This window comes from Acinetobacter sp. 1000160 (assembly GCF_000588715.1).
GTDB classification, from domain to species: Bacteria; Pseudomonadota; Gammaproteobacteria; order Pseudomonadales; family Moraxellaceae; genus Acinetobacter; species Acinetobacter courvalinii.
The window spans coordinates 362,067-386,843 of record NZ_JFWP02000001.1 but is presented as its reverse complement, the minus strand read 5'-3'; the positions used below and the strand labels follow the sequence as shown (position 1 = coordinate 386,843).

Sequence of the window (24,777 nt, the reverse complement as noted above, 5' to 3'; positions counted from 1 at the left end):
AAAAAAATTAAATATTCGTGATTCTGTAAATATATGATAGTTTTTAAAATTCTTCTTCACAAAAACTTTCATAGTTTGCGGAAATCTTAATGAATATACGACTGTGTTATGCCAGCAAACGCAATGAAAATAGCGACGATTTGCTGCAAGATTTACGCGACATTCTTACCGAAGCCCGGGATTTCAATACTCAACATTGTATCTATGGGGTGTTGTACTATGCCGATAATGCTTTTTTTCAATGCCTGGAAGGAGAGCAAGCCATCGTTGAAAGTTTATTTGAAAAAATAAAAACCGATGCAAGACATCTTGAAGTCAAACATTTCGGCACAGATCCCATTGACCAATATACGTTTAAGCGCTGGTCAATGAAATATGTACAGCGAAATACCAATATTGAGACTTTCTTTCTGAACTTGGGAGAAAATAGTTTTAATCCAGGCTGTCTAGAGCCAAATAGCCTGAATGCTTTTCTCGAGGAGTTGCTGCTCGCAGAACAGACCACGCTGCCGGTCGCTAAGAAAGTGGGGATGGTCAATCGTGGTGTTAATCCGTTCTAAGCGAATCACTATCTAGCTGTTTACTGCCAAGTTTAAAATTCAGATTTTTAAGCTTAGGTAACAGTTTACTCATGAACAAATACACAGAGATGGAAGTACCAAACATCAGGATCACTTCCATACTCTGGCTAATAATGAGCATGGCGCAATAGAAAAAACTAAATAAGGCCAGGCATAATTCCGTACCTTTAAAATACCAGGTAATGAACATGCCAAATAAGGACGAGGACAGTATCAGATTAACTGTTTCATTGAAGCCGAGATAATTAAAGAAAATGATCACCAGGCATAAGGCTAGCATTGATAGTAAAAAGACAAAGATATTTTTTGCAATAAACATATTCTATTTCCTATCCTGAAGTTAATTTAAAAATCTTTCCTCTGTAACCAGAGGAAAGATTAGTACATATTGAGACGTTATTTGAGATTCTTTTCTATTATTCAGATTTCTTATATTAATAAAGATGCCTTTTTTATTTTACGGGATCTCTTCATTAATATTCAGCTTTCTATTGAATAGTAAAGAGCGCTTAAATGTACCGAGCTAATTATTAAAAAAATCAAATAGTTGGTGTATAAGCTTTTGGCTTACACGCTTGTAAGATATTACCTACAAATGCATATTTTTTGCTCAAAATTTACATTTTCACATTTATTATAATTGTTTAAAATCAATCACTTATTTATTTTCAGTATTTTCTTAAATTTACATTTTTAACAAAACGCAACATACAGTATTGTTTAATAAAGAGAGGATTATCAAAAAAATTAATTAAACTCGATCATGGGGTTATCTTCACCCCAAAGACGTTATTATATTTTTATTTTCCCTCATGAATGAAAACCAAATAACCATCAAAATTCTAATTAAGTTTATCCTCAGTCAGGGAAGAAAAAGTTATCAATCTGGTGTTTCGGTGCAGCAGTAAATTCATCAGCTGAAAACTCACGAATCAGTTCTACAGCCTGCGCATGTTGTGTATTTAGCCAGTCAAGACGATGACCTTCCGGAATGATCACAACAGATCTTTTTTCATGTTCTGGCGAATGAAACTGTTTCATTAAAGGATGAGTATCTGCATTGATGGTCAGCATGGTCATGGAAAGAATTTCCTGACCGTCCACACTCGCATGTTCATAAAGGGCAGCAACGGTAAAAGGCTTTTTGTCCTGCCGATAAATAGCATACCAATGTGCCTTGCCATCAATATATTTAGGCTCGAAAATCGCATCAACAGGGACCAAAGCAAATTGATTTTTCTTCCAGGCATGTCTAAAACTGTTTTTTTCAGCTACGGTTTCAGCGCGTGCATTATAGGTATGTTGAGACAGCTTCAAGTCTTCGGCCCAAAAAGGAATGAGTCCAAAACGGGCAGAGCGCCATTGTACTTTTTCATTCGATGAGATCAGGATTGGACTACTGTCCCCGGGATAAATATCCATTTTATAATCAAATGTCGGTTCAAATAAATCCAATAAGTGAGCCCGGCTTTTATGAATAGGTCGATAATTCGCACACATATCTCCACCCAAAGATGATCAATAAATATCCATTCAGTGTTTATCAAACTCAGGTTATTTATGAGGCACTTTTTGTATTTTGATTGCATCTCTGCGTTAAGTTTTGGTGGTTAATGCTAAGCGTATGAGACTTGAAAAAATTGAAACGGCGGATATCAGGTGAAGCAAATAAGTTTAAGACTCTCTACATAAAGGGTCGCTTTCCAAAATTATCTCATGATGAGAATGCATTTACAGAAACTGCCAGAAAGGGGGATATTTTATGAATGGATTTAAAAGTTTCCCCATTCATAATTTTTAAAGTTATTAAATCATTGTATTTATATCAATTTTTTTAATTCAAAAATGCCAGATAATTACTAAGCGTAACAAACAAAGCAGGATAATTGCTTTACCATCGCTCGCTTTATCTTTACGGCAAGGTTTTCCTTCGTCAGCCCCATTGCTCAAGGTTTTTGATTTGGTGAACAATGAATTTTGATATTGACATCTTTGGTACGATTGTCACTGCAGTCTTTGTACTGTTTATCGGTTATTTCCTCGTAAATAAAGTGAGTATTTTAAAACGCTACAATATGCCTGAACCTGTAATCGGGGGACTTGTAGCGGCAATCGTGACGTATTTTCTGTTCACACAGCTCAATATTACGGTGAACTTTAATACTGACATTCAGCGTAGTTTCATGCTGGTATTTTTTACTTCAGTCGGTTTAAGTGCCAGCCTGTCAAAACTTAAAGAAGGCGGAAAAACACTGATTATGTTTATGTTCTGTGTGATTACATTTGTAATACTACAGAATGTTTTGGGCATAAGTCTGGCAACTGCTTTAGGTCTTGATCCATTGATTGGCCTGATTACCGGTTCGGTGACCTTAACCGGTGGTCATGGTACTGCAAGCGCATGGGGTAGCATATTCGAAAATGAATATGGCATTCAGGGTGCAGTAGTGTTGGGTATGGCAAGTGCAACCTTTGGTTTGGTCATTGGTGGCATGATGGGAGGTCCTGTAGCCAAACTTCTGATTCGCCGCTATCAACTGGCTGAAGAAATTGCACCAACACAGCAACGCACTGAAGCGCCTCCTGCAAATGAAACAGCGCCGTTTGAATATCCGGAAAAAACCCGACTGATTACTGCAGACGATGCGGTAAAAACCCTGGGCATGTTTGCGCTGTGTATCTTCTTTGCCAACTTTATGACCGATTTTGCCAAAGGCTACTGGTTTGAATTACCGACTTTTGTCTGGGCTTTAGGTTGTGGTGTATTCATCCGTAATACCTTGGAATATGTCTTTGATATCAAACTGTTTGACCGCTGTATTGACGTATTTGGAAATGCCTCTTTAGCCTTGTTCCTGTCGATGGCATTAATGTCGTTACAACTTTGGCTATTGGCAGGACTGGCAGGTCCCTTGCTGATTATTCTGATTGCTCAAACTTTGTTTCTGGCACTTTACCTGTTTTTTGTCACCTTTAAAGTTATGGGTAAAAATTACGATGCAGCAGTACTTTGTGCGGGACAATGTGGCGTCAACCTCGGAGCCACACCTACGGCGATTGCCAATATTCAGGCCGTCACTAATAGCTATGGACCTTCGCATAAAGCCTTCCTGATTATTCCGCTGACGGGGGCATTTTTTGTGGATATTATTAATGCGCTGGTCATCCAGACCCTGATTAATTTTTTCTAGCACGGCGCTGTAACTTCATTTGCAGGTTTAAAGAGCATTTCTGTCGAAACTTCATTATTCATATTGAAAATGCCAGTTGATCAACTGGCATTTTTTGTTGTCTTTAAAGCAAGAAAGATGAATACCATCTCTATAATGTGAGCCTTTGTTTTTCATGTTTGGTTACAAACCCTTAAATCCTTTTGCATATTCACAATATGGCTTACGTGAGTGCTAACAATTATTGCAAACGGTAAAAAAACACTGCCCATAATCAAATGACATCTTATAAATTAAAGGAATAACCATGCGTGCGCTTACTTACCACGGTGCTGAAGATGTCCGTGTTGAAACGGTAGCAGATCCCATCATTCAGGAAGCTGACGATATTATTTTAAGGGTGACCGCTACTGCAATTTGTGGTTCAGACTTGCATCTGTATCGGGGAAAAATCCCTCAAACCGAGCAGGGTGATATTTTTGGTCATGAATTCATGGGCATTGTTGAAGAGGTGGGTTCGGCCGTCACTCAGGTCAAAAAGGGGGATCGGGTTATCGTTCCTTTCGTGATTGCCTGTGGAGAATGTTTCTTTTGCCAGTTAAATCTGACCGCCGCCTGTGAAACCACCAATACCGGACGAGGTGCGATTGTCAATAAAAAGCAGATTCCTTCAGGTGCTGCATTATTTGGCTATAGCCATCTCTATGGCGGTATTCCCGGTGGTCAGGCAGAATATGTACGTGTCCCCAAGGCCAATGCAGGACCATTTAAAGTCCCGGGTTCATTGTCCGATGAAAAAGTGCTTTTTCTTACCGATATTCTACCCACCGCATGGCAGGCAGTAACCAATGCAAAAGTCAGCAAAGGTTCCACGCTGGCCATCTATGGGGCCGGACCGGTAGGACTGCTCAGTGCAGCCTGCGCCAAAATGCTCGGCGCAGAAAAAATTTTCATGGTTGATCATAATCAATATCGACTGAAATATGCCGCAGAAGCCTATGGTGCAATTCCTGTCGATTTTGAAGCGGTTGATGCTGCTGAATACATTATCCAGCATACCGACAATTATCGTGGTGTTGATGCCGTGATTGATGCGATTGGATTTGAGGCAAAGGGAAGTGTGATTGAAACGTTGTTGACCAATCTAAAACTTGAAGGTTCCAGTGGTGTGGTACTACGCCAATGTATTGCCGCTGTGCGCCGTGGAGGCGTAGTCAGTGTACCGGGAGTATATGCAGGGCCTATTCACGGTTTTCTGTTTGGCGATGCTTTTGATAAAGGTCTGACATTTAAGATGGGACAAACCCATGTCCATCATTTTTTACCTCAACTCTTAGAATTGATTGAGGACGGTAAACTTGCGCCTGAAGCGATTATTACCCACCGGATGAAGCTAGAAGATGCAGCTGAAGGTTATCGTATTTTCGATAACAGGGAACAAGAATGCCGTAAGGTCATTCTTACGCCTTAAAAACTGATTAAACGTAGAAAACCTCTAAGTCATATTAGAGGTTTTTTATACTCCAACTAACTTTTAAATAAGAAAGAATTCGAAATCACTTGTAGATAATTAAAAGGCGTACAATAAACAATCAGTAAAAAATACAGGCAGCATTTTCCATGTTAGTTAAAAATAAAATTGCTGTGATTTTTGGAGGCAGTGGCGCAGTAGGTCACGCGATCGCTGATACCTTGGCCCGAGAAGGTGCGCATGTTTATGTAGGCGCCCGACACCAGCACACACTGGATCAGGTTGCAGCACGTATTCATCATGCGGAGGGCCAGATACAAACCTTTATTGTGGATGTACTGGATGAACAGGCGACCCAAATAGCGATAAAACAGTTGGCTGAGCTAACGGGGGGTATCGATGTTGTGATCAATGCCACAAGTTTTATGCATAACCAAGGTAAGGAACTTTCAGAACTCACCCAGCATGAATTTATGCAGGGCATCACACCTTTTTTAACTGCTCAATTTAATATTGCAAAAGCCGTCGTCCCCTATATGGGTACAAAGTCTATCGGGGCAATGATTAGCGTCATTGCACCCTCTGGTGCAATGGCGATCCCGGGTCATTTGGGGCATATTGTCGGTTGTGCAGGCAGCGAAGCATTTATCAAAGCACTCGCCAGTGAAGTTGGTCCAAAGAATATTCGGGTGCTTGGGGTACGTTCCCATGCCATTGCGGATGCGGCTCAGGCAGGCTCTTATACGCGCGAGTTATTTAGCTTAAAAGCACAAGCAATGGGCATCACCTTGGATGAATGGCTTAATGGCGCTGCGCAAAGTACCATGTTAAAACGCTTGCCGACACTCACTCAAATTGCTGAACTGGTGACATTTCTGGCTTCTGATCATGCCAGTGCAATGACCGCCACAATTGTCAATGTGACTGCGGGTACGACCGTAAATTCATAGCAAATGATTGATAGAATTTCTAAGTAATTCAGTATGATTGCTGTGCAAAACAGACGAGTCATGCTAAAAAGTGAATCCTTATAAACTCTAATATTCAAGTGAAGAATCAATATTGAGCTCTTCCTGATTAGTGTATGAAAATTGATAAGTGATTAAGTGGATGATAAGCAAAAGAAATGCAACCCTAATAGGACTCATGGCGGTGCTGTTATGGAGTTCGATTGTCGGGCTAATTCGTGGTGTCAGTGAAAGTCTGGGCGCAACGGGTGGAGCGGCCATGATATATAGCGTGGCTTCGGTATTTTTATTATTGAGTATCGGATTTCCCAATCTACGCGAATTTCCGCGCACCTACCTGTTCTGGGGCAGCTTACTGTTTGTGTCCTATGAACTTTGTCTGGCCTTATCTATTGGTTATGCCAATAGCAGTCAGCAAGCGATTGAAGTCAGTATGGTGAACTACTTATGGCCTGCACTGACTATGGTCTGCGCAATTGTCTTTAATCATCAGAAAACAAATTTTTTGATTATTCCTGGTTTTATCATTGCCCTGATGGGAATTTGCTGGGTACTTGGAGGTGAGCGGGGACTTGATTTCGCCAGTATCACAGCCAATATTCAAGATAATCCGTTGAGCTATGCTTTAGCTTTTATGGGTGCGTTGATCTGGGCGGCGTATTGTACAGTCACCGCCAGAATTGCCAATGGCAAAAATGGTGTCACGCTTTTCTTTATGCTGACGGCAGCGGCATTATGGGTCAAATATGTGCTCATGGGGGCCGAACCGATGCAGTTTGATCTGCATACCCTGATTTATCTTGTGCTTGCTGCTGCCGCGATGGGCTTTGGCTATGCTGCATGGAACGTCGGGATTCTACATGGCAATGTCACATTGCTTGCGGGTGCATCTTACTTTATTCCTGTATTTTCAGCCGCACTGGCAGACTTTGTTTTACAAACTTCTCTTTCCTTATCGTTCTGGCAAGGTGCAGCCATGGTCTGTATCGGTTCCGTGCTGTGCTGGGTAGCAACACGGCCAAAGCATTCAACTTAATTGACCAAAACACATGATTTAAGTTGAAAGACTTATGCAGTTTATCCTGCTACTCACAGTGAAGTGTAGATAGAGCAGAACAGGTATGTGCTTTGCAATAAGTGACTAAGTTCTGCTCTATCTACGTCTTTTCATCAGATGAATCTGTATAAAAACGATTTGTGCTCAAGCGCTGCATTAAGAAGAAATAAAATAATATTTGTATCGACTTCTATCTTTAAACCCCATTAAACCGCAATTAAAAAAATCAATGTGTCGTCAAAGGTGATAGGTGTGTCGTGTTAAGTAAAGTCGACGCTCTCCTGAGTATTGTATTTTTGAGTCATGTTGCTTCGGCACTGAATAAAAATACAAGATGGACAGGAAAATGACGTTGAATAAAGCGATACGGTTCTACGGAACAGGGACACCCGAAGTCATGCGCTATGAGGACATCGAAGTCGGTGCGCCTACGGTGGGTCAAGTACGTCTACGCCACGTAGCGGTGGGCCTCAATTATGCTGATACCTATTTCCGCGATGGCACTTATCCGATTCCCTTGCCGAATGGCATTGGTGTCGAAGCATCCGGCATTATCGAAGCAGTGGGTGACGGCGTAACCGATTTTGTGGTGGGCGATCGCGTCACCTATACCGGGTTTCTGAATACGCTTGGCGCTTACAGCACTAAACGGCTTATTGCTGCTGATGCCTTAATCAAACTCCCTGACGATATTTCCTGTGAAACTGCGGCTGCAATGACCATGCGCGGTTTAACGGCGGCCTACCTGATGCGTCGGATCTATGACTTTAAAGCAGGTGATTGCATTTTATTACATGCAGCCGCAGGTGGTGTGGGGCTAATCGTTTCGCAGTGGGCCAAACTGCTGGGCTTAACCGTGATCGGAACCACCTCTACGGATGAAAAAGCAGCCGCGGCACGTGCCTATGGTTGTGATCATGTGATTAATTATAGCCATGAAAATGTGGCTGAGCGGGTGCGTGAGTTGACCGATGGCGTCGGGGTCAATGTGGTCTTCGATAGTGTGGGCAAAAATACCTTTATGGCCTCATTAGACTCTCTCAAACGCCGGGGCTTGTTGGTTTGCGTGGGTACGGCATCAGGGCCAATTCCTGACTTTAATCCTGTGTTACTGGCAATGAAAGGTTCATTGTTTATCACTCGTCCAGCTTTGGCCGATTATATTGCCGATCCAGAAGAAAAAAGAGCCTTGGCCAAGGAGCTATTTGATCATGTCAGCAGCGGTCGCATCAAGATCGAGATTAACCATCGTTATGCGCTTGAGGATGCTGTACAAGCGCATCGTGATCTGGAAGCACGCAAAACCATAGGCTCCTCCATTTTTGTAATTTGAAGGGATTTCTAATGCAAATTGAACAGTTAACTTGCAATATCGGCGCAGAACTACGTGGTGTCCACTTAGCCGATGCGATTCATGATGATGGGCTATTCACTGAGATCCGGACACAATTGCTGAAACATCGCGTGGTGTTCTTGCGTAACCAGCAGATGACACGGGCTGAACATGTGGCTTTTGCCGAGCGCTTTGGGGCATTGGAGGATCATCCTGCGGTTGGCAGCCACCCTGACCACCCGGGTTTGGTACAAATTTACAAGCATCCTGACAGTCCGATTGACCGGTATGAGAATGCGTGGCATAGCGATGCCAGCTGGCGCAAAATTCCACCGATGGGCTGTGTATTAAGGTGTGTGGAATGCCCACCCGTTGGCGGCGATACCATGTGGACCAATATGGTCATGGCCTATGAAAATCTGCCTGACGATATCAAGGAAAAAATCGCACATTTACGTGCCTATCACAGTATCGAAGCCAGTTTTGGGGCTGCCATGCCCATCGAAAAACGTCTGGCATTAAAGGCACAGTTTCCCGACGCCGAGCATCCTGTGGTACGAACGCATCCTGAGACAGGCGAGAAAATTCTCTACGTCAATGCATTCACCACCCATTTTAGTAACTACCACACTAAAGATCGCGTGCGTTTTGGGCAGGATGCCAATCCAGGCGCTGGAGATTTACTCCGTTACTTAATTACCCAAGCGGCAATTCCTGAATATCAGGTGCGCTGGAGTTGGGAGCCGAATAGCATCGCCATTTGGGATAATCGTAGTACCCAACATTATGCCGTGATGGATTACCCGCCGTGCCATCGCAAAATGGAACGGGCAGGTATCGTCGGTGATGCAACCTATTAAATTTCAGATCCAAACTTTTTAATTCAATACAGTTTTATAAAATACCAACAGGAGATGCACATGCAATTCTTTGACGATTCTTTGCACCCGGAAAATATGGAAAAAGTGGTCATTACCGTTGCGCCATACGGCCCCGAGTGGATGCCAGAGGACTTTCCGGAAGATATTCCGGTGACCATGGATGAGCAGATCCAGAAAGCGGTGGAATGCTATGAGGCAGGCGCTACAGTACTGCATTTGCATGTACGCGAACTGGATGGTAAAGGCTCTAAACGCTTGTCCAAGTTTAATGAACTCATTGCCGGGGTACGCGAAGCTGTTCCCGAGATGATTATTCAAGTGGGTGGCTCGATTTCGTTTGCACCTGAAAGTGAAGGTGAGGCGGCTTTATGGTTGAGTGATGATACCCGTCATATGCTGGCTGAATTAACACCAAAACCAGATCAGGTCACGGTTGCAATTAACACCACCCAAATGAACATCATGGAGTTGCTCTATCCGGAATATCTGGAAGGCACATCATTGGCCCATCCTGCGATTCAAGCGGCTTATGCGGAAATGACTGTGCCGGCAGGGCCAGCATGGGGGGCAGAACATTTGAAACGACTTTGCCAAAATAATATTCAACCGCATTTCCAGCTGACCGGAATGCATGGTTTAGAGACCCTGGAACGGATGGTACGTAAAGGACTCTATATGGGGCCATTGAACTTGACCTGGATCGGCATCGGTGGCGGATTCGATGGACCCAATCCATTTAACTTCTTTAATTTTATTCACCGTGTCCCTGATGGTTGCACACTGACTTCGGAATCATTGCTTAAAAATGTATTGCCATTCAATACCATGTCGATGGCGATGGGCTTTCATGCACGGGTCGGTAATGAAGATACCATTATCGATCATCGTGGTCAGCGTTTCTCATCTGTACAGCAAATTCAGCAAACTGTACGTATTGCACATGAATTAGGTCGTGAAGTGGCAACAGGCCCAGAGGCACGAGAAATTTATCGGATTGGTGTGCAATATCAAAGTATTGAAGAAACCTTGCAGGCCAATGGCATGTCGCCCAACCGTCAACCAAAACAAAAAGGTGTGCCTCAGCGCCCTTAAGCCTGAACAACAATGGATTGAACCACACAATAAATGCAGTACGCGGCAAGCCACGTACTGCAATTAAAAATAGAAATGATAACAATACAACAAGGAGGTCCCTATGGGTGCTCATCCATATACCGTACATACGGATCATGTCGATACCTCAATCGGCGTACCACGCCGTTATGCGTGGCTGGTATTTGCGCTGACATTTGGCTTGTTGATTTCAGACTATATGTCTCGGCAAGTGCTGAATGCCGTATTTCCACTGATTAAAACAGAATGGGCCCTGACCGATAGCCAACTTGGCTTATTAAGCGGCATTGTGGCCCTGATGGTGGGTATTTTAACCTTACCCTTATCCTTGCTGGCGGACCGTTTCGGACGCGTGAAAAGCCTGGTCATTATGGCTGTGCTGTGGAGTCTGGCGACTTTGGGTTGTGCGATTGCAGAAAATTATCAGCAAATGTTTGTAGCCCGTTTTATGGTCGGTGTGGGCGAGGCCGCTTATGGCAGTGTTGGCATTGCCGTGGTGGTGGCGATTTTTCCCCGCGAAATGAGAGCCACGCTAGCCAGTGCTTTTATGGCAGGTGGGGTATTCGGCTCATTTCTCGGCATGGCACTGGGCGGTGTGATGGCTGAGCACTTTGGCTGGCGCTGGGCTTTTGGTGGCATGGCCTTGTTTGGATTGATCTTGGCCTTGCTTTATCCCATGGTAGTGAAAGAAAAAAGAGTGGGGATCACCAGAAAACTAGCTCTTAACGCCCAGAAACAGCAACAAAGCAGACAATGCTTAAGAAGCATTTATTCCAGTCGATCCGTAATCGCAACTTATATCGGCAGTGGCTTTCAACTGTTTGTTGGCGGCACGGTCATTGTCTGGATGCCGAGTTATTTAAACCGTTATTACGGCATGAATACCGATTCTGCAGGTGTGCTGGCCGCCGTGATTGTACTGTGTAGTGCGGTCGGGAGCATTCTATGCGGTATGCTCAGTGATCGCTTTGGTCAAAACAGCCCCGATCGTAAGGTCAGTTTAGCGATTGCTTACTGTATCGGGAGCTGTTTACTGCTTTCGACTGCGTTTGCATTGCCTGCTGGAAAATCTCAATTGCTGATGATTTGCATGGGAATGTTTCTTGCACTGGGAACCAATGGCCCATCCAGTGCGATGGTGGCTAATCTGACGCATAACAGCGTCCACAGTACCGCTTTTGCCACCTTAACCCTGGCCAATAATCTATTGGGACTGGCACTTGGTCCTCTGGTTATCGGTAAGCTCTCCGATGTGATTGGCCTACATCCCGCTTTTCAATTGATGCCGTTGATCAGCATTTTTGCGGCAGCTGTGTTTCTTTATACCAAAAAACACTATCAGCAAGATATTGCACGGCTGACTGATCAAGCCATTTTACCCGGTCTTGAAAGCATCCGTTCATGTCATACGGAAGAAAAATGATGATGCGTGAATTAAATATTGATGTCTTTTTTGATTTTATTTGTCCTTGGTGTCTGATCGGCAAACGTCAGTTACAGGCTGCAATTGCGCAATTGCAACAGAGTGATCCAGAGGTTGAGGTGAATGTGCACTGGCACAGTATGCAGTTGCTTCCTGAGATTCCGGTCGAGGGTGTCGATTTCAAACAGTTTTATCAAAAACGATTAGGCAGTCTGGAGGCGGTAAAACAACGTCAAACCCAAGTGCGTCAGGCCGCCAAGACGGTTGGCGTCGAACTGCATTTTGAAAAGATCCAATGGATGCCAAATACTGCCCAAGCGCATCATATGTTTCAAAACGTTTTTAAGCTGGGAACAGGGCAGCAAGCCGAGCATTTACTGGAACAACTTTTTGCTGCCTATTTCGAGGCAGGTGAAAACCTTGGGGATAGCGCTGTGCTGAAAAGGATTCTCAAGCAATCTGGATATTCGGTGAATGAACAAGGTCGTGGATGGACGGAGTGCAATCCAGCGATTCAATCGACCTATACAGGGGCAAACGGCGTACCTTATTTTATTTTTGATGGTTATCTGACTCTGGCAGGTGCACATTCGGTCGATGTGCTTTATCAGGCCATGTTAGAGGCCTTGGTGGTACAGGGATAAATACAATGACTGTTCGTTTTCAGGTTCCACAAGAAAAAATTCCGGCATCAGGTGCAAGAGCCTTTCTGCAAATTGAGGGGAAGAATATTGCACTGTTTCATATCGGTACACGGTTTTATGCGATTGAGGATCGCTGTCCGCATCAAGGTGCTTCTTTATTTTCTGGCAAATTAGAAGGACAAGCGATTCGTTGTTGTGCCCATGGTTTGATTTTCGATCTGGCGACAGGATATATGTTGAATTCGAAGCATTTAAAAGTAGCGGCATATCCAGTTGAACTCAATGCAGAACAGCTATTTATCCTGATCGGTTCAGGAGAAAACAATGACTAAATTCATGGATTTTCGTCTGTGCACCCGTGAGTTGATGCCTGGCTTCATTGTCAGTAGCGTTGTCGCAGCAGCAGCCTGTTTTTTATCAGAGCATTATGCTGCACCCGTGATGTTATTTGCTTTGCTGTTGGGAATGGGCTTGAACTTTCTTTCCAGTGAAAGTCAATGTAAAGCAGGCATCGAATTTACGGCACGAACAGTGTTACGTATCGGGATTGCCTTGCTGGGGATGCGGATTACGCTAGGACAAATTACCGCTTTGGGGTGGCAACCGATTGTACTGGTGATCACATTGGTGATCGTGACGATTTCGGTTTCAGTGATAACGGCTAAAATTCTGGGTTTTAAAAAACTTTTCGGGATGTTGACCGGCGGTGCAACCGCAATCTGTGGTGCATCAGCAGCCTTGGCCTTGTCTGCTGCATTTCCGCAACATCCCCAAAAAGAGAAAGCCACACTATTCACGGTGATTGGGGTTTCTGCACTGTCGACACTGGCTATGATTGTCTATCCGATGATTGCACGATGGCTTGAACTATCACCACAGCAGGCGGGGGTATTTTTAGGGGCAACCATCCATGATGTTGCTCAAGTTGTGGGGGCAGGATATAGCATGTCGTCAGAAACAGGGGATACTGCAACCGTGGTCAAATTGATGCGGGTTGCCATGTTATTGCCTGTCATTATCTGCGCAGCCATGATCACACGTATGCAAGGCGGAGATGCGACAGGAAAACATCCACATTTATTGCCTTGGTTCGCGGTCGGTTTTTTAATGCTTGCCTGTATCAACAGCACTGGTTGGGTTCCAAGTATGCTGCAGCAAGGGGTGAATGAATTATCGAGATGGTGTTTGGTGATTGCAATTAGTGCCTTAGGCATGAAAACACAATTGAAGGAGCTGGCTTCTGTTGGAATCAAGCCAATTTTGCTGATGCTGGGTGAAACCATTTTCCTGGTCGTGCTGGTTTTACTGTTGATGCATTGGATGTTCTAGAGACTACTATCTCAGCAACATACGACTTTTGAGATCAAAGATGATTAAATCAGCTTCGATCTCAAAGTCTTATGATTAGGATTTTATAACCGTCTTATTGTTATTACGCCAAGTGGTGGGTGACATACCAAATTCACTGCTAAACCAGCGGGTAAACGAACTTGGCATCGAATAGCCTAAAATATCAGAAATTTGTCCGAGCGAATAATTCAGGTTTTTGAGATAGCGGAAAACCAGATTGCGACGCACATCATTGATCAACACACTGAAGTTGGTATGTGCTGCTTCCAGACGGCGCTGCAAGGTACGGACATTGACGCCATGGGTATGGGCGACCTGATCAATGGTGGCACGCCCCATAGGCAGAAGCAGATGAATACTTTTACGAATATCAAAAATCATCGAAGATTCACTTTCCCGGTGCAATAGATCCGTTTCAAGAAAACGTTTGGCATGTGCCAGCATTGTGGTATTGGCATGAGGGTTGGTTTTATCCAGCTCCGTTGCATTGCAAACAATACCGTTAAATTCGCTGCCAAACTCAAGCGAGCAACCAAACATCCGTTGGTGCATGGCTGTATCATGCGGAGCATCATGGGTAAAATGAATGCTCAACGGCTGCCATTTTTGCAAAAAAGCAGCACAGAAACGATGGGTAATGCCTAAAGCAAGCTCGATGGCTTGGCGGCTGTATTCTGTTGCTGCAGTAATTACCTCGACTCGAATAATGACGGTATGACCGACTTCTTCGATATACATTTCCAGTGCATTATTGATCAGGTTTCGATACTGAACAATGGTATATAGCCCATCACGCAAGGTGTGCTGATAACTCAACAATAAACTCAGCTCTCCAAAATCTGCGAGTTGGCGTTGTTCTGCCATATGCAAACCGAAGGATTCGCAACCACTCAATTGTGCTGACTGTTCCAGCAAAGTCACGGCTTTATCGACTGGTATACGCTGTGTACTGTCTTGTAGCTGTGCAGGATAGATGCCTGCATCAGACAAAAGCTGGTATGGATTCAGTTCTAATTGCTGGCTGACATCTAAGTAATTTTTAAGCACAGCAGTGTGGGCAAGAGGCACCATGCTGATCTCCCAATTTTTAAAAATAACCTTCCTAGTTATGCTTTATTTATAACTAAAATACGGTGTTTCGAAAAGTACCAAGGCTTACATAAATCCATGTTGGCATGATGATTATTGTTTTTGAAGCGACTTTTTCTGCAAAGCATATTGATATATATGAGATCGTTTCAATCGCTTTGTCATCAAATGAAAAGTGGCTGTCGCGCCATGTATATCAGACGCTCTACTGTCCCTCTATGTTGAATATGACGTGATACATCCTCGTTATTTTTATTAAAAGAAGGGTTGATAGGTGTAGAGATGGAAAAACTACAAACAAAAGCGACGGTTTTGATTATCCCCGGTTTGCGTGACCATGTGGCTTCGCATTGGCAAACCATTCTGGAAACACGCTTAGCCAAGGTCCGTTCAGTACCACCTTTGCAAGAAGATAAGCTCAACTGTGCAAAACGTGTGGCTGCAATACAGGCTGAACTGGAAAAAATACAGGGTCCAGTGATTCTGGTGGCACACAGTGCAGGAGTACTGATGGCGATACATTGGGCTGCGCGATATCAACACGCTATTCAAGGGGCATTACTGGTGACACCACCGGACTTGAATGATGTTTGGCCAGAACATTATCCAGCACCTAAAACACTCAGAAAAGCAGGATGGTCGCCATTGCCCGATCAAGTGCTGCCATTTCCAAGTATTGTGGCTGCTAGTGTTAATGATCCACTAGCCCATTTTAATGCTGTGGCGGCAATGGCGAAAACCTGGGGCAGTGTATTCATCAATCTAGGTGCCGTCGGACATCTCAATCCTGCATCCGGATTTGGTCCTTGGCCTCAGGCAGAACAGTTAATTCAGCAATTGGATGGGCAGGCTGATCAACCCAGCCTGATTGCCTAATCGATGATGTATAAATCAACTCTCCAAACCGGAATTGGCGAATTTTTTTGATTTCAGATCAAAGTACAGCATGCCTTAACGCATCCCCCCATCGCAAAATAAGGCTTTACCCCCTTTGCTTAAAACAAAAAAAACGGCCTGAACTTATTCCATTTGACTGAATGGATCAGGCGTCAATTATTCATACATCATATCGATATGGAGATGGTATGGTTTGTCATGTTAAAGATTCAAATGCACAACTCAGCACTGCTGTTTTAGCTCAGGCAACAATGCTGTTGGGACTGCTATGTTCATTGCCAGATGCTTCAGCATCCCCTTATAAAATCAATGAAGACTGGAGTTTAGAAAGCAATACCACGATTGCTCTGGGGGCCAGCTGGAGTACCCAAGCGCCATCAGCCGCATTGTTATATAAACCCGATGCCAATCATATGGGTAAAAAGGGCTTGAGTGTAGATATTAACGGTGATGATGGACGTGCCAACTTCAATCGCGGAGATGTCATTTCACAAATCGTTAAAGGTTTAACTGAATTTCGTTTAAACGGAGCGCAGCAAGGGGCGGTATTGAGCGCCAAATACTGGTATGACCATGCCTATGAAACAGGGCAAGGCGATTTAAAGCCTTTCGATGATGCTAAGTGGCCTAACTTGGTTAAGTTTAAAGGGATTGAACTATGGGATGCCTATCTCTGGAAAAATATCGAATTTGATTCCAAGCAGCATCTCAACCTGAAATTGGGTAAACATCGCTTGAATTGGGGCAAATCCCAATTTTTCCAAAATGGCTTGAACTCGGTCAGCGCCTTTGATTTTGCTGCCATCAATCGCCCTGCCAGTGAAGCCAAAGAACGCATCATTCCGGTCGAGATGTTGTCTTTTGAAGCCGCGATTCAGCCTGACTTAAAATTAGAAGGTTTCTATCAATTTAAGTTTAGACCCTCTGTGGTGGATGGTTGCGGGACCTTTTTTGCAATTTCGGATTTTGTTCCGGAAAATTGTGGCCCGATTATGCTAACCGTGACACCAGGGGATAAATTAACGGAAACTGCTGCCAAGACACAAACCTATATTCCTCGCTCAGCCAGTCATTATGCAAAAGATAGTGGGCAATATGGTGTTGCACTGAAACGAAATTTATCGAGCCTGAATCAAGCTGAATTGGGTGTTTATTTCGCCAATTATCATCATCGTAATGCAAACTTCGATGGGACCGCCGTGACTGCTGCTGGTGTTGAAAACTTTAAAACGGCACGGTTTTTCTCTATTTATCCTGAAAATATCAAAATGTACGGTCTAAGCCTGAGTGGAAAGGTAGGCACAACGCAGCTGTTTGGTGAATTGAGCTACAAGCCCAATCAACCCTTACAGCTGAATGGAACTGATATTGTCTATGCTCAGGTGCTCTCCAAAGAAACTCCGCTCAAACCTGCGGGTGTTGCTGCTGAGTTGGGAGAGTATTTGCAAGGTTATGTACGTCTGCCTGTCACACAATTCTCCATCGGCGCCAGTGATTCTATGACAGATATTTTAAAAGCAAATCGCTTGTCTTGGAGTGCTGAATTTGCTGTCAATCATATCGCCAATATTGGCAATCATCGTTTTGGGCGGGTTGGGGTTTTTGGTCGCAGTGAACTATCAACAGGCGCTTATGATTCGGAAACAGGAAACTTTAAGTGTACGCCTTATGGCACAGCAAACCTGCCTAATGCTGCAGTTGACCGTTTGAATGAACGTTATTGTAATAAAGACGGTTTTTTTAGTGAATGGTCCTATGGTTATCGCCTACGCGCGGCCTTAAGTTATCAAGACCTTTTACCTGCAACGGTAATTAGCCCCAGTTTAACTTTCCGCCATGATCTATCTGGCTATAGCCAAAACTTTCAGCAAGGGCAAATGAGTCTGGCGGCGGCAGTCTCAGCCAACTTTCGACAAAAATATTCAGCAGAAGTGATCTATCAAAACTTTTTTGGTTCAAATGAGTTTAGTACCATTGATGATAGAGACTTTATATCGCTTGCTTTTAAATATAGTTTTTAATTCATTTAAATAGATCATATCAGGATCCAACAACGCGGCTTTCGTCACGCTGTTGGAATATTTTAAAAAGGGCTTTAAGCCTTTGCCAGATAATTTTGCATTTCTTCTGCGGGAACCATCCCGCCACCTGTTCCCCACACAATATGATTGGCTTGCTGTAACTGCTGCTCAGTCAATTGATGTAGATCCTTATAATCTTGATACTTACTGACTAAAACTGGCCCGAGCATACCGGCCAGTGCAGAAGGTTCAAGTTTCAGGTTTTCGGACTGGTTAAGCATGCCGAGCAAGCGATACATGGTTTGATCATCCAGTGTATAAAAACCATCTAACAATCGTTGCATGGCACGGCCGACAAAGCCTGACGCACGGCCCACGGCGAGACCATCTGCCGCCGTAATATTGTCAATCCCAATATCCTGTACCGAAATTTCATCATGTAACCCGGTGGCAACGCCCAATAACATACATGGGGAATGGGTAGGTTCGGCAAAAATACAATGGACGTGATCGCCAAACGCCATTTTCAGGCCAAATGCTACACCACCAGGCCCGCCACCGACACCGCAAGGCAAATAAACAAATAGGGGATGTTGCTGATCCACGCGAATCTGCTGTTGATCCAGCTGTTTCTTTAAGCGTTCACCCGCAACAGCATAGCCCAGGAACAGGGTCTTAGAATTTTCGTCATCAATAAAGAAACAGTTCGGATTTTTTAACGCTGCTTTCCGGCCTTCTTGCACCGCAATACCGTAGTCTTGTTCGTACTCAATCACGGTTACGCCATGAGCGCGTAACTTGTCTTTTTTCCATTGTCGTGCATCGGCTGACATATGCACCGTCACATCAAATCCGAGCTTTGCACTGATGATGCCAATGGAGAGCCCAAGATTACCTGTTGAGCCTACCGCGATGCTGTATTGACTAAAAAAATTTCTAAATTCTGCACTGTTCAGTTTGGCATAATCATCGTCAAGACTAAGTAGATTGGCTTGTAACGCGAGCTGCTCCGCGCGGAAAAGCACTTCATAAATGCCTCCACGCGCCTTAATTGATCCTGAAATAGGCAAATGGCTATCTTTTTTCAACCAGAGTTTGCCTGCAATTTTTTGCTCGAAGTGCGTTTCAAGCGATTGCTGCATCTCTGGAATGGCGCTTAGCTCCGATTCGATAATGCCATGGCTGACACGGGTTTCTGGAAATACGGCCATGAGGTAGGGTGCAAAACGTTGTAAGCGGTCACGCGCATCATCAATATCCGCTTGCGTTAACCCGACATAGGATAAGCCTTGCTCAAGCGTAGTAAATGATGGGTTAAACCAGACTGTTTCTTTCAGTTCAATCAGGTCTTTTACAATCGGATAATGGGTAACAAGGTCTTGAATTTGATTCGAATCCATTCAGTTTCTCATAAAATTTGGATAATGGGTCATAGTCGTTGGCTAAAGCAATTTTATTTTTGGTTCATGATTTCAGTCAAATTCAGATTAAAACAAGAAAAAGAGCTTTAAGCGATAAAAATAATGAAAGTTATAAATCATCATCATGATCGTAGTTTAGTTTGCCTCTAGCACGCGATATTCATATCACTCAACTGCATATTTAGCAGTGCGATACACTGGAGCCAAGCTAAGAACACAGTATAAAAACCACCATGCCCATAAAAAACAAGCGGATAAATAAAAAAACGCAAGAGCATTATTTTTGCCGACTAAAACACAAGGTAAACGATAGGGAAGATTCCACGATTTAAATGATCAATGATAAACAAAGCTATAAATAAGAATGATTATTAATTTCAACTATTGAATGATGATTAATAAATGGCTATGATGCGCAAACTTTATAAATGATAACAACTAACAAATGAAAATTGTTATTAATAAGGAGAATGCGACAACATGGTCTTGGTAAAGAACAAATTAGTGCTTGCAATTGCAGCCTTGACGCCGTTTGCAGTATGGGCAGAACAGCATCAGACCGAGCAAGCAGACACAAGCTTACCCACGATCGTAGTCACTGCCAGTCTGGCAGAGGAGAGCCCTGATACGGCGCCCGCTTCAATCACAGTGGTCAGTAAACAACAGATCGAACAATCCGCGGCAAATAGTCTGGCGGAAGTCTTGGGTAAAACCGTCGGGGTACAAAATTATAATGGCGGGGGCCGCGAGAAACTGACCATCCGTGGGGTACGTGAATCAAACGGGGTATATACCTTGACTCTGGTCAATGGCAAACGTATTTCTTCTACAGGTGCCTTATGGCGCGATGCCGATCTGGATATTAGCTCGATTCCATTGTCCAGTATTGAGCGGGTAGAAGTGATTCGAGGTCCAATGTCTGCGCTCTATGGTTCGGATGCGATTGGCGGTGTAATTAACATCATTACCAAAAAACCAACGGATGAGTGGCAAGGGGCAATCAATGCTGAATATCATCTGGTCGATCGCGGTACAGGAAAGCAGCAATATCGCTTGGGCGCCTCTGCATCTGGTGCATTGACCGACAAATTGGGTTTATCGGTTTCAGCAGAGCAATATGACCGTGATGCCTGGTTCTCACAAGGCAAACAAGTCACGCCAGCCTATTATATTGAAGGCAAGAAAACCCAGAACTTACGCTCAACCCTGAGCTATGAGCTCAATGATCAGCAAGATCTTGATCTTGACTTAGGATATAACAAGGATAAACGTCCGTATGGTCAGACGGATTATCAGTACTATCCCGCTACTGGTCATTTAAATGAGGGCTTTGCCAGTCAGGAGATTGAACGCCATTCCGTTGGCCTAACACATCGTGGTGACTGGAGCTGGGGGAAAACCACCGTTTCAGCGCAACAGGAAAATAGTGAAATTAAAGACTATGATTCAGACTTTGATGAACCCAAACATCGTACTTTAAAAGAAAATAATACCAACTTGCGTGCCTATAGTAATTTTGATGTCAGTCTTCACGGCATTGTTGCGGGTGTTGAATACAATCATCAGGAAGTCAAAGACGGCGTAAGCTATCAAAACTCGGGTAAGGCTTCAGTTGGCACATCTTCGGTGTTTGTACAGGATGACATTCATATCACCGATCCGCTGACCTTATCCTTGTCTGGCCGTTATGATGATCATGAGGTGTTTGGTCAGCATTTCAGCCCAAAAGCCTATCTGGTTTATCAATTATCACATGATATTGTGCTTAAGGGAGGCTATGGGCAAGCCTTTAAGGCGCCGTCTCTGGCACAAATGACCAAAGATTATGGCATTGTCAGTTGTGGCGGCGGGTGTACCTTATGGGGCAATCCTAACCTCGAGCCAGAAACCAGCGACAACTATGAAATGAGTGCATCCATCCGTAAAGCAAGCTGGAACGGTAGTGTCACTGTATTCCAGAATAAAATTAAGGATATGATTAGTCGGGATATTCGCTATAGCGTTGATCCGAATGGTGAATCCAGCCCCACGGGCGCTGCCTGGGTGAATTTAGGCCGGGTCAAAATCAAAGGGATAGAGCTGGCAGCCCAAGCAGATTTATTGCCTATACTTTCTGTTGATGCCAATGCTACTTATCTTGATGCTAAAAACAGTGAAACAGATAAACGCCTGGATGAACGTCCACGTCTGCAAGCCAACACCAATCTTAATTTAAAACCGCTTGAATGGTTAACTCTAACTGCGGGTGCAAGTTATATCGGTGATCAGGTCATTAACCAGAAAAAATTACCTGATTATACCTTGGTCAATCTTGGTCTCTCAGCCAAAGTAGATCCCGCAGTGACTGTACGAGCAGGTATCCGTAACCTGACCGATGTCGATCTGGAAGAAAAGGGTAAAGATGCGGGAATTAAATTCAATGAAAAAGAACTGGGACGTAACTATTATGTTGGTGTGACCTATACCTTCTAATTTTGAATATTAACCGTTACAAGATGCCTTGAGAAATCATTTTCAAGGCATTATTCACTTCGATTTTTAAACATTTACTTAATCCCAAGTTGTTTATTTTTATAAAAAATATTGTTGTTATTATTTTAATTGACAGGTTTCTTATGTACGCAAAATTATTAATCAATAAAGGCTTAACACCAACCGTTGCCCGAGTTTCTGTACTCGAAGTCCTTGCGCAACATAACGGTCTTACCGCAGATGATATCTATATGATTGCCAATAAACAGAGTGGTCTCAAAATAGGCACCATTTACAGAGTCCTGTCTGATCTGGAAAAGCATCACCTGATTCAACGAATCCTGTTCGGTCGCAATAAAAGTATCTATAAGCTACTTAAACATAGAATCAATTGTAATGTGCGAGAAACCATTAATGGAAATATGCATCCCTACAGTAATCCTGAAATCAACACTTTGCTTGAGCAAATCATGGACAAACTTGGAGATGAATTTTCAACGGCAGAACTGATTTTGTATAAATAAGACCTTTGGATCGCTAGTTAAATTCAATTTGTCGGCTAAATATGAAAAAGTCGTAGATAGATGGAAAATATGCTTGTCCAATCGAAAGAAATTGTGAATACTCGTGCCGCAAATTCGGACTGTAAAATTAATTTTTAGGACTCGGCAAATACTGTGAAAACCTTTCCATTTTCTCGTTTACAAACAGCGTTACTGGCAGTTGGCTCATTTTCGTGTCTAGGACTGATTTCCACAGTGGCACAGGCCGAAACTGAAAGTGAAGCCACTCGGCTTGCCACCATTACAGTCAATGCTCAGGCCGTAGAAAATGCGTATTATCAGCCAAAAGTCAACTTAACCGGTTTTAATCAACATCATCTGGCTGAAATACCTGCATCAATCAGTACCATTACGGCTGAACGTATTGCAGATCAACATGCAAAAACACTCACCGATGTGGTAAAGAATGATGCAGCAGTAGGGGACGGCTATGCACCGATTGGCTATTATCCAAACTTTGTGATGCGTGGTTTTGCCCTGAATCTGGGTTCAAGTTATTTGCTCAATGGCAATGTGATTCGCGGTGAGCAGAATGTAGCGCTTGAAAATAAACAACAGGTCGAAATCCTCAAAGGAATCAGTGCGATTCAAAGTGGCATGTCAACACCCGGTGGTGTGGTCAATTACGTCACTAAACGCCCTAAAGATATACAGTCAGTGACCGTGGGCGCAGATAGTGAAGGGGGCTATCGTATCGCAACAGATCTGGGTGGGCTGTTGGGTGAACAGCAACAATGGGGCTACCGGATTAATCTGGCCAGTGAAGAAATTCATCCTTATATTGAACATGCCAATGGGCGTCGTTTATTGGGCTCCGTCGCTTTAGACTGGAACATCTCTGATCGTTCCAAGCTCGAATTTGATCTTGAATCACAGCATCAGCGTCAGCGTTCTGTACCAGGTTATCAATTATTGGGTGGCAACGCCGTACCCAATGGTGTGAAATGGGATCGTTTACTGGGTTATCAAAGCTGGAGTAAACCTATAAGCAGTGACAGCTTAAATACCGGATTAAAATATACTTATCAAATCAATGACAGCTGGACATCGTATTTAAGTGCTTCACAAAGCCGTGTGGTGGTCGATGATTATTCATCCTTTGCCTGGGGTTGTTATAGTGAAACTTGTCAGACGCAAGGTAATAGTTTTGACCCGAATGGTAATTACGATATTTATGACTTTCGCAACCCGGATGACAGCTATCTCACTAATCAATTTAAGGCAGGCATAAACGGTAAATTTAAGACCGGTGCATGGCTACACAACCTCAGTGCAGAATTGTCACACACAGCTAAACGTCATTCGCAATATGATGCTATTTTCCAAGCCCCAGAAGCATCTGGAAATATTTATGAAGATACTAAAGACTATATTCCATCTGAAAAAACTTTAGCCAACCATTATAAGTCATTAAAAAGCCAGCAAACTGCATTAACGCTGATCGATCAGATTGATTTTAATACAGCCTGGTCAGTTTTAGCTGGTGGAAAACTGCTACATTTAGATGAAAATGCCTACAAAGCAGATGGTTCGCGCATTCGGGAGACCGATTTTAACCGTTTCTTGCCGCAAGTTGCAGTGATGTATCAGCCTTGGGAAGATACACATGTTTATGCGTCTTATGCCAAAGGTTTAAGTGATGGCGGCCAAGCGCCAGCATCTGCCGCCAATACATCTGTAACGCTAGCGCCAATCCATTCAGCTCAATATGAACTGGGTATTAAACAACAATGGCAGGATTTACTTTTTACCGCAGCAATATTTGATTTAAAACAGGACAATCAATATATCAATGCTGCCAATAACTATGTGGCTGAAGGTGAACAGCACAACCTGGGATTGGAACTCGGCTTGCAAGGCCGTTTAAGTGATAATCTGGATATTACCTCAAGTCTGGCATTGACACGTTCACGACTCACAGATGTTCAAGTGGCTGAATATAAAGGACATCAGACTCAAAATGTACCAAATGTACGTTTTGCCAGCCATTTATCGTATCAAGTGTCGCAAATTGATGGATTACGTTTATTGGCAGGTATGCAGTACAGCAGCAGTAAGTATGCCAATAAAACCGGTACAGTGAAGGTGTCAGGTTATAGCGTATTTGATGCCGGTGCAGCGTATAATTTTCATGCCTATGGTTATGACAACACACTGAGATTGAATGTAGACAATATATTCAATAAAAAATACTGGCGCGATGTAGGCAATTTTCTTGGGGATGATTATTTATTCCTAGGTGCGCCACGTACAGCACAGCTGTCATGGAATATTAATTTTTAACTTGAGATAGAAAAGCTAGAAAGATACATCACGGTGTAAA

21 protein-coding genes are annotated in these 24,777 nt (G+C 43.5%); 17 read left to right on the top strand and 4 right to left on the bottom strand.

All coding sequences use genetic code 11. The annotated features are described in order from the left end of the window. The first annotated feature begins 89 nt into the window (after positions 1-89). Positions 90-560 (top strand): BLUF domain-containing protein, encoded by a 471-nt coding sequence (locus J699_RS16455; protein ID WP_005230460.1) that lies wholly within the window; start codon positions 90-92, stop codon positions 558-560. On the opposite strand, the gene J699_RS16460 is transcribed toward J699_RS16455, so the two are convergent. Beyond that, entirely contained in the window at positions 547-900 is a 354-nt protein-coding gene (locus J699_RS16460) for a hypothetical protein (RefSeq protein ID WP_005285847.1), read from the bottom strand. The two genes, J699_RS16455 and J699_RS16460, sit on opposite strands and share 14 nt — an antisense overlap. Positions 901-1,439: 539 nt before the next feature. Continuing rightward, positions 1,440-2,081 carry an SOS response-associated peptidase gene (locus J699_RS16465; protein ID WP_032869703.1) on the bottom strand — a complete coding sequence of 214 codons (642 nt, stop codon included), beginning with the start codon at positions 2,079-2,081 and terminating at the stop codon, positions 1,440-1,442. A gap of 470 nt (positions 2,082-2,551) precedes the next feature. Here J699_RS16465 and gltS point away from each other — a divergent pair, with 470 nt between their 5' ends. The 11 genes from gltS (at position 2,552) to J699_RS16520 (ending at position 13,970) form a co-directional block, all read left to right on the top strand. Next, complete coding sequence (gene gltS / locus J699_RS16470) at positions 2,552-3,772, top strand: sodium/glutamate symporter (protein WP_032869705.1); 1,221 nt, start codon at positions 2,552-2,554, stop codon at positions 3,770-3,772. A 286-nt stretch (positions 3,773-4,058) separates the two neighbouring features. After that, positions 4,059-5,222, top strand: coding sequence for a zinc-dependent alcohol dehydrogenase (locus J699_RS16475; protein ID WP_032869708.1), 1,164 nt, complete (start codon positions 4,059-4,061; stop codon positions 5,220-5,222). Positions 5,223-5,371: 149 nt separating this feature from the next. After that, complete coding sequence (locus tag J699_RS16480) at positions 5,372-6,172, top strand: SDR family NAD(P)-dependent oxidoreductase (RefSeq protein ID WP_032869710.1); 801 nt, start codon at positions 5,372-5,374, stop codon at positions 6,170-6,172. Between the two features lie 160 nt (positions 6,173-6,332). Further along, complete coding sequence (yddG, locus tag J699_RS16485; protein WP_032869713.1) at positions 6,333-7,226, top strand: aromatic amino acid DMT transporter YddG; 894 nt, start codon at positions 6,333-6,335, stop codon at positions 7,224-7,226. A 367-nt stretch (positions 7,227-7,593) separates the two neighbouring features. Continuing rightward, positions 7,594-8,580, top strand: a complete 987-nt coding sequence (locus J699_RS16490) for a quinone oxidoreductase family protein (protein ID WP_032869716.1) — start codon at positions 7,594-7,596, stop codon at positions 8,578-8,580. 11 nt (positions 8,581-8,591) lie between these two features. Further along, on the top strand, positions 8,592-9,440 hold the full coding sequence (locus tag J699_RS16495; RefSeq protein ID WP_032869719.1) for a TauD/TfdA dioxygenase family protein: 849 nt from the start codon (positions 8,592-8,594) through the stop codon (positions 9,438-9,440). A gap of 60 nt (positions 9,441-9,500) precedes the next feature. Then, positions 9,501-10,553: a 3-keto-5-aminohexanoate cleavage protein gene (locus tag J699_RS16500; RefSeq protein WP_032882684.1), complete on the top strand. Its 1,053-nt coding sequence runs from the start codon at positions 9,501-9,503 to the stop codon at positions 10,551-10,553. A gap of 103 nt (positions 10,554-10,656) precedes the next feature. Beyond that, complete coding sequence (locus J699_RS16505; protein ID WP_032882682.1) at positions 10,657-11,997, top strand: MFS transporter; 1,341 nt, start codon at positions 10,657-10,659, stop codon at positions 11,995-11,997. Next, entirely contained in the window at positions 11,994-12,641 is a 648-nt protein-coding gene (locus J699_RS16510; protein ID WP_032869726.1) for a DsbA family oxidoreductase, read from the top strand. The genes J699_RS16505 and J699_RS16510 overlap by 4 nt, the downstream gene beginning before the upstream one ends. Before the next feature lie 5 nt (positions 12,642-12,646). Then, the gene (locus J699_RS16515; RefSeq protein ID WP_032869728.1) at positions 12,647-12,973 is read left to right on the top strand and encodes a Rieske (2Fe-2S) protein; all 327 of its coding nucleotides are present in this window, start codon (positions 12,647-12,649) and stop codon (positions 12,971-12,973) included. Next, positions 12,966-13,970, top strand: coding sequence for a YeiH family protein (locus J699_RS16520; RefSeq protein WP_032869730.1), 1,005 nt, complete (start codon positions 12,966-12,968; stop codon positions 13,968-13,970). Before J699_RS16515 ends, J699_RS16520 begins: the two co-directional genes overlap by 8 nt. A 75-nt stretch (positions 13,971-14,045) precedes the next feature. On the opposite strand, the gene J699_RS16525 is transcribed toward J699_RS16520, so the two are convergent. Next, the gene (locus J699_RS16525) at positions 14,046-15,062 is read right to left on the bottom strand and encodes an AraC family transcriptional regulator (protein WP_032869732.1); all 1,017 of its coding nucleotides are present in this window, start codon (positions 15,060-15,062) and stop codon (positions 14,046-14,048) included. A 300-nt stretch (positions 15,063-15,362) separates the two neighbouring features. Here J699_RS16525 and J699_RS16530 point away from each other — a divergent pair, with 300 nt between their 5' ends. Together J699_RS16530 and J699_RS16535 are read left to right on the top strand one after the other, a co-directional pair. Further along, a complete protein-coding gene (locus J699_RS16530) occupies positions 15,363-15,956 on the top strand; it encodes an RBBP9/YdeN family alpha/beta hydrolase (RefSeq protein ID WP_032869734.1) in 594 nt (197 codons plus the stop codon). Between the two features lie 209 nt (positions 15,957-16,165). Then, entirely contained in the window at positions 16,166-17,998 is a 1,833-nt protein-coding gene (locus J699_RS16535; RefSeq protein WP_032869736.1) for a DUF1302 domain-containing protein, read from the top strand. Between the two features lie 74 nt (positions 17,999-18,072). Here J699_RS16535 and dsdA read toward each other — a convergent pair whose 3' ends face one another. Then, positions 18,073-19,398, bottom strand: coding sequence for a D-serine ammonia-lyase (gene dsdA / locus J699_RS16540; protein ID WP_032869738.1), 1,326 nt, complete (start codon positions 19,396-19,398; stop codon positions 18,073-18,075). Between the two features lie 501 nt (positions 19,399-19,899). Here dsdA and J699_RS16545 point away from each other — a divergent pair. The 3 genes from J699_RS16545 to J699_RS16555 all read left to right on the top strand — a co-directional run bounded on the left by J699_RS16545 (position 19,900) and on the right by J699_RS16555 (position 24,737). Beyond that, entirely contained in the window at positions 19,900-21,891 is a 1,992-nt protein-coding gene (locus J699_RS16545; RefSeq protein ID WP_032869740.1) for a TonB-dependent receptor plug domain-containing protein, read from the top strand. A 143-nt stretch (positions 21,892-22,034) separates the two neighbouring features. After that, on the top strand, positions 22,035-22,415 hold the full coding sequence (locus tag J699_RS16550; protein WP_009512558.1) for a Fur family transcriptional regulator: 381 nt from the start codon (positions 22,035-22,037) through the stop codon (positions 22,413-22,415). 153 nt (positions 22,416-22,568) lie between these two features. After that, on the top strand, positions 22,569-24,737 hold the full coding sequence (locus J699_RS16555; protein ID WP_032869742.1) for a TonB-dependent siderophore receptor: 2,169 nt from the start codon (positions 22,569-22,571) through the stop codon (positions 24,735-24,737). Positions 24,738-24,777: the final 40 nt, after the last annotated feature.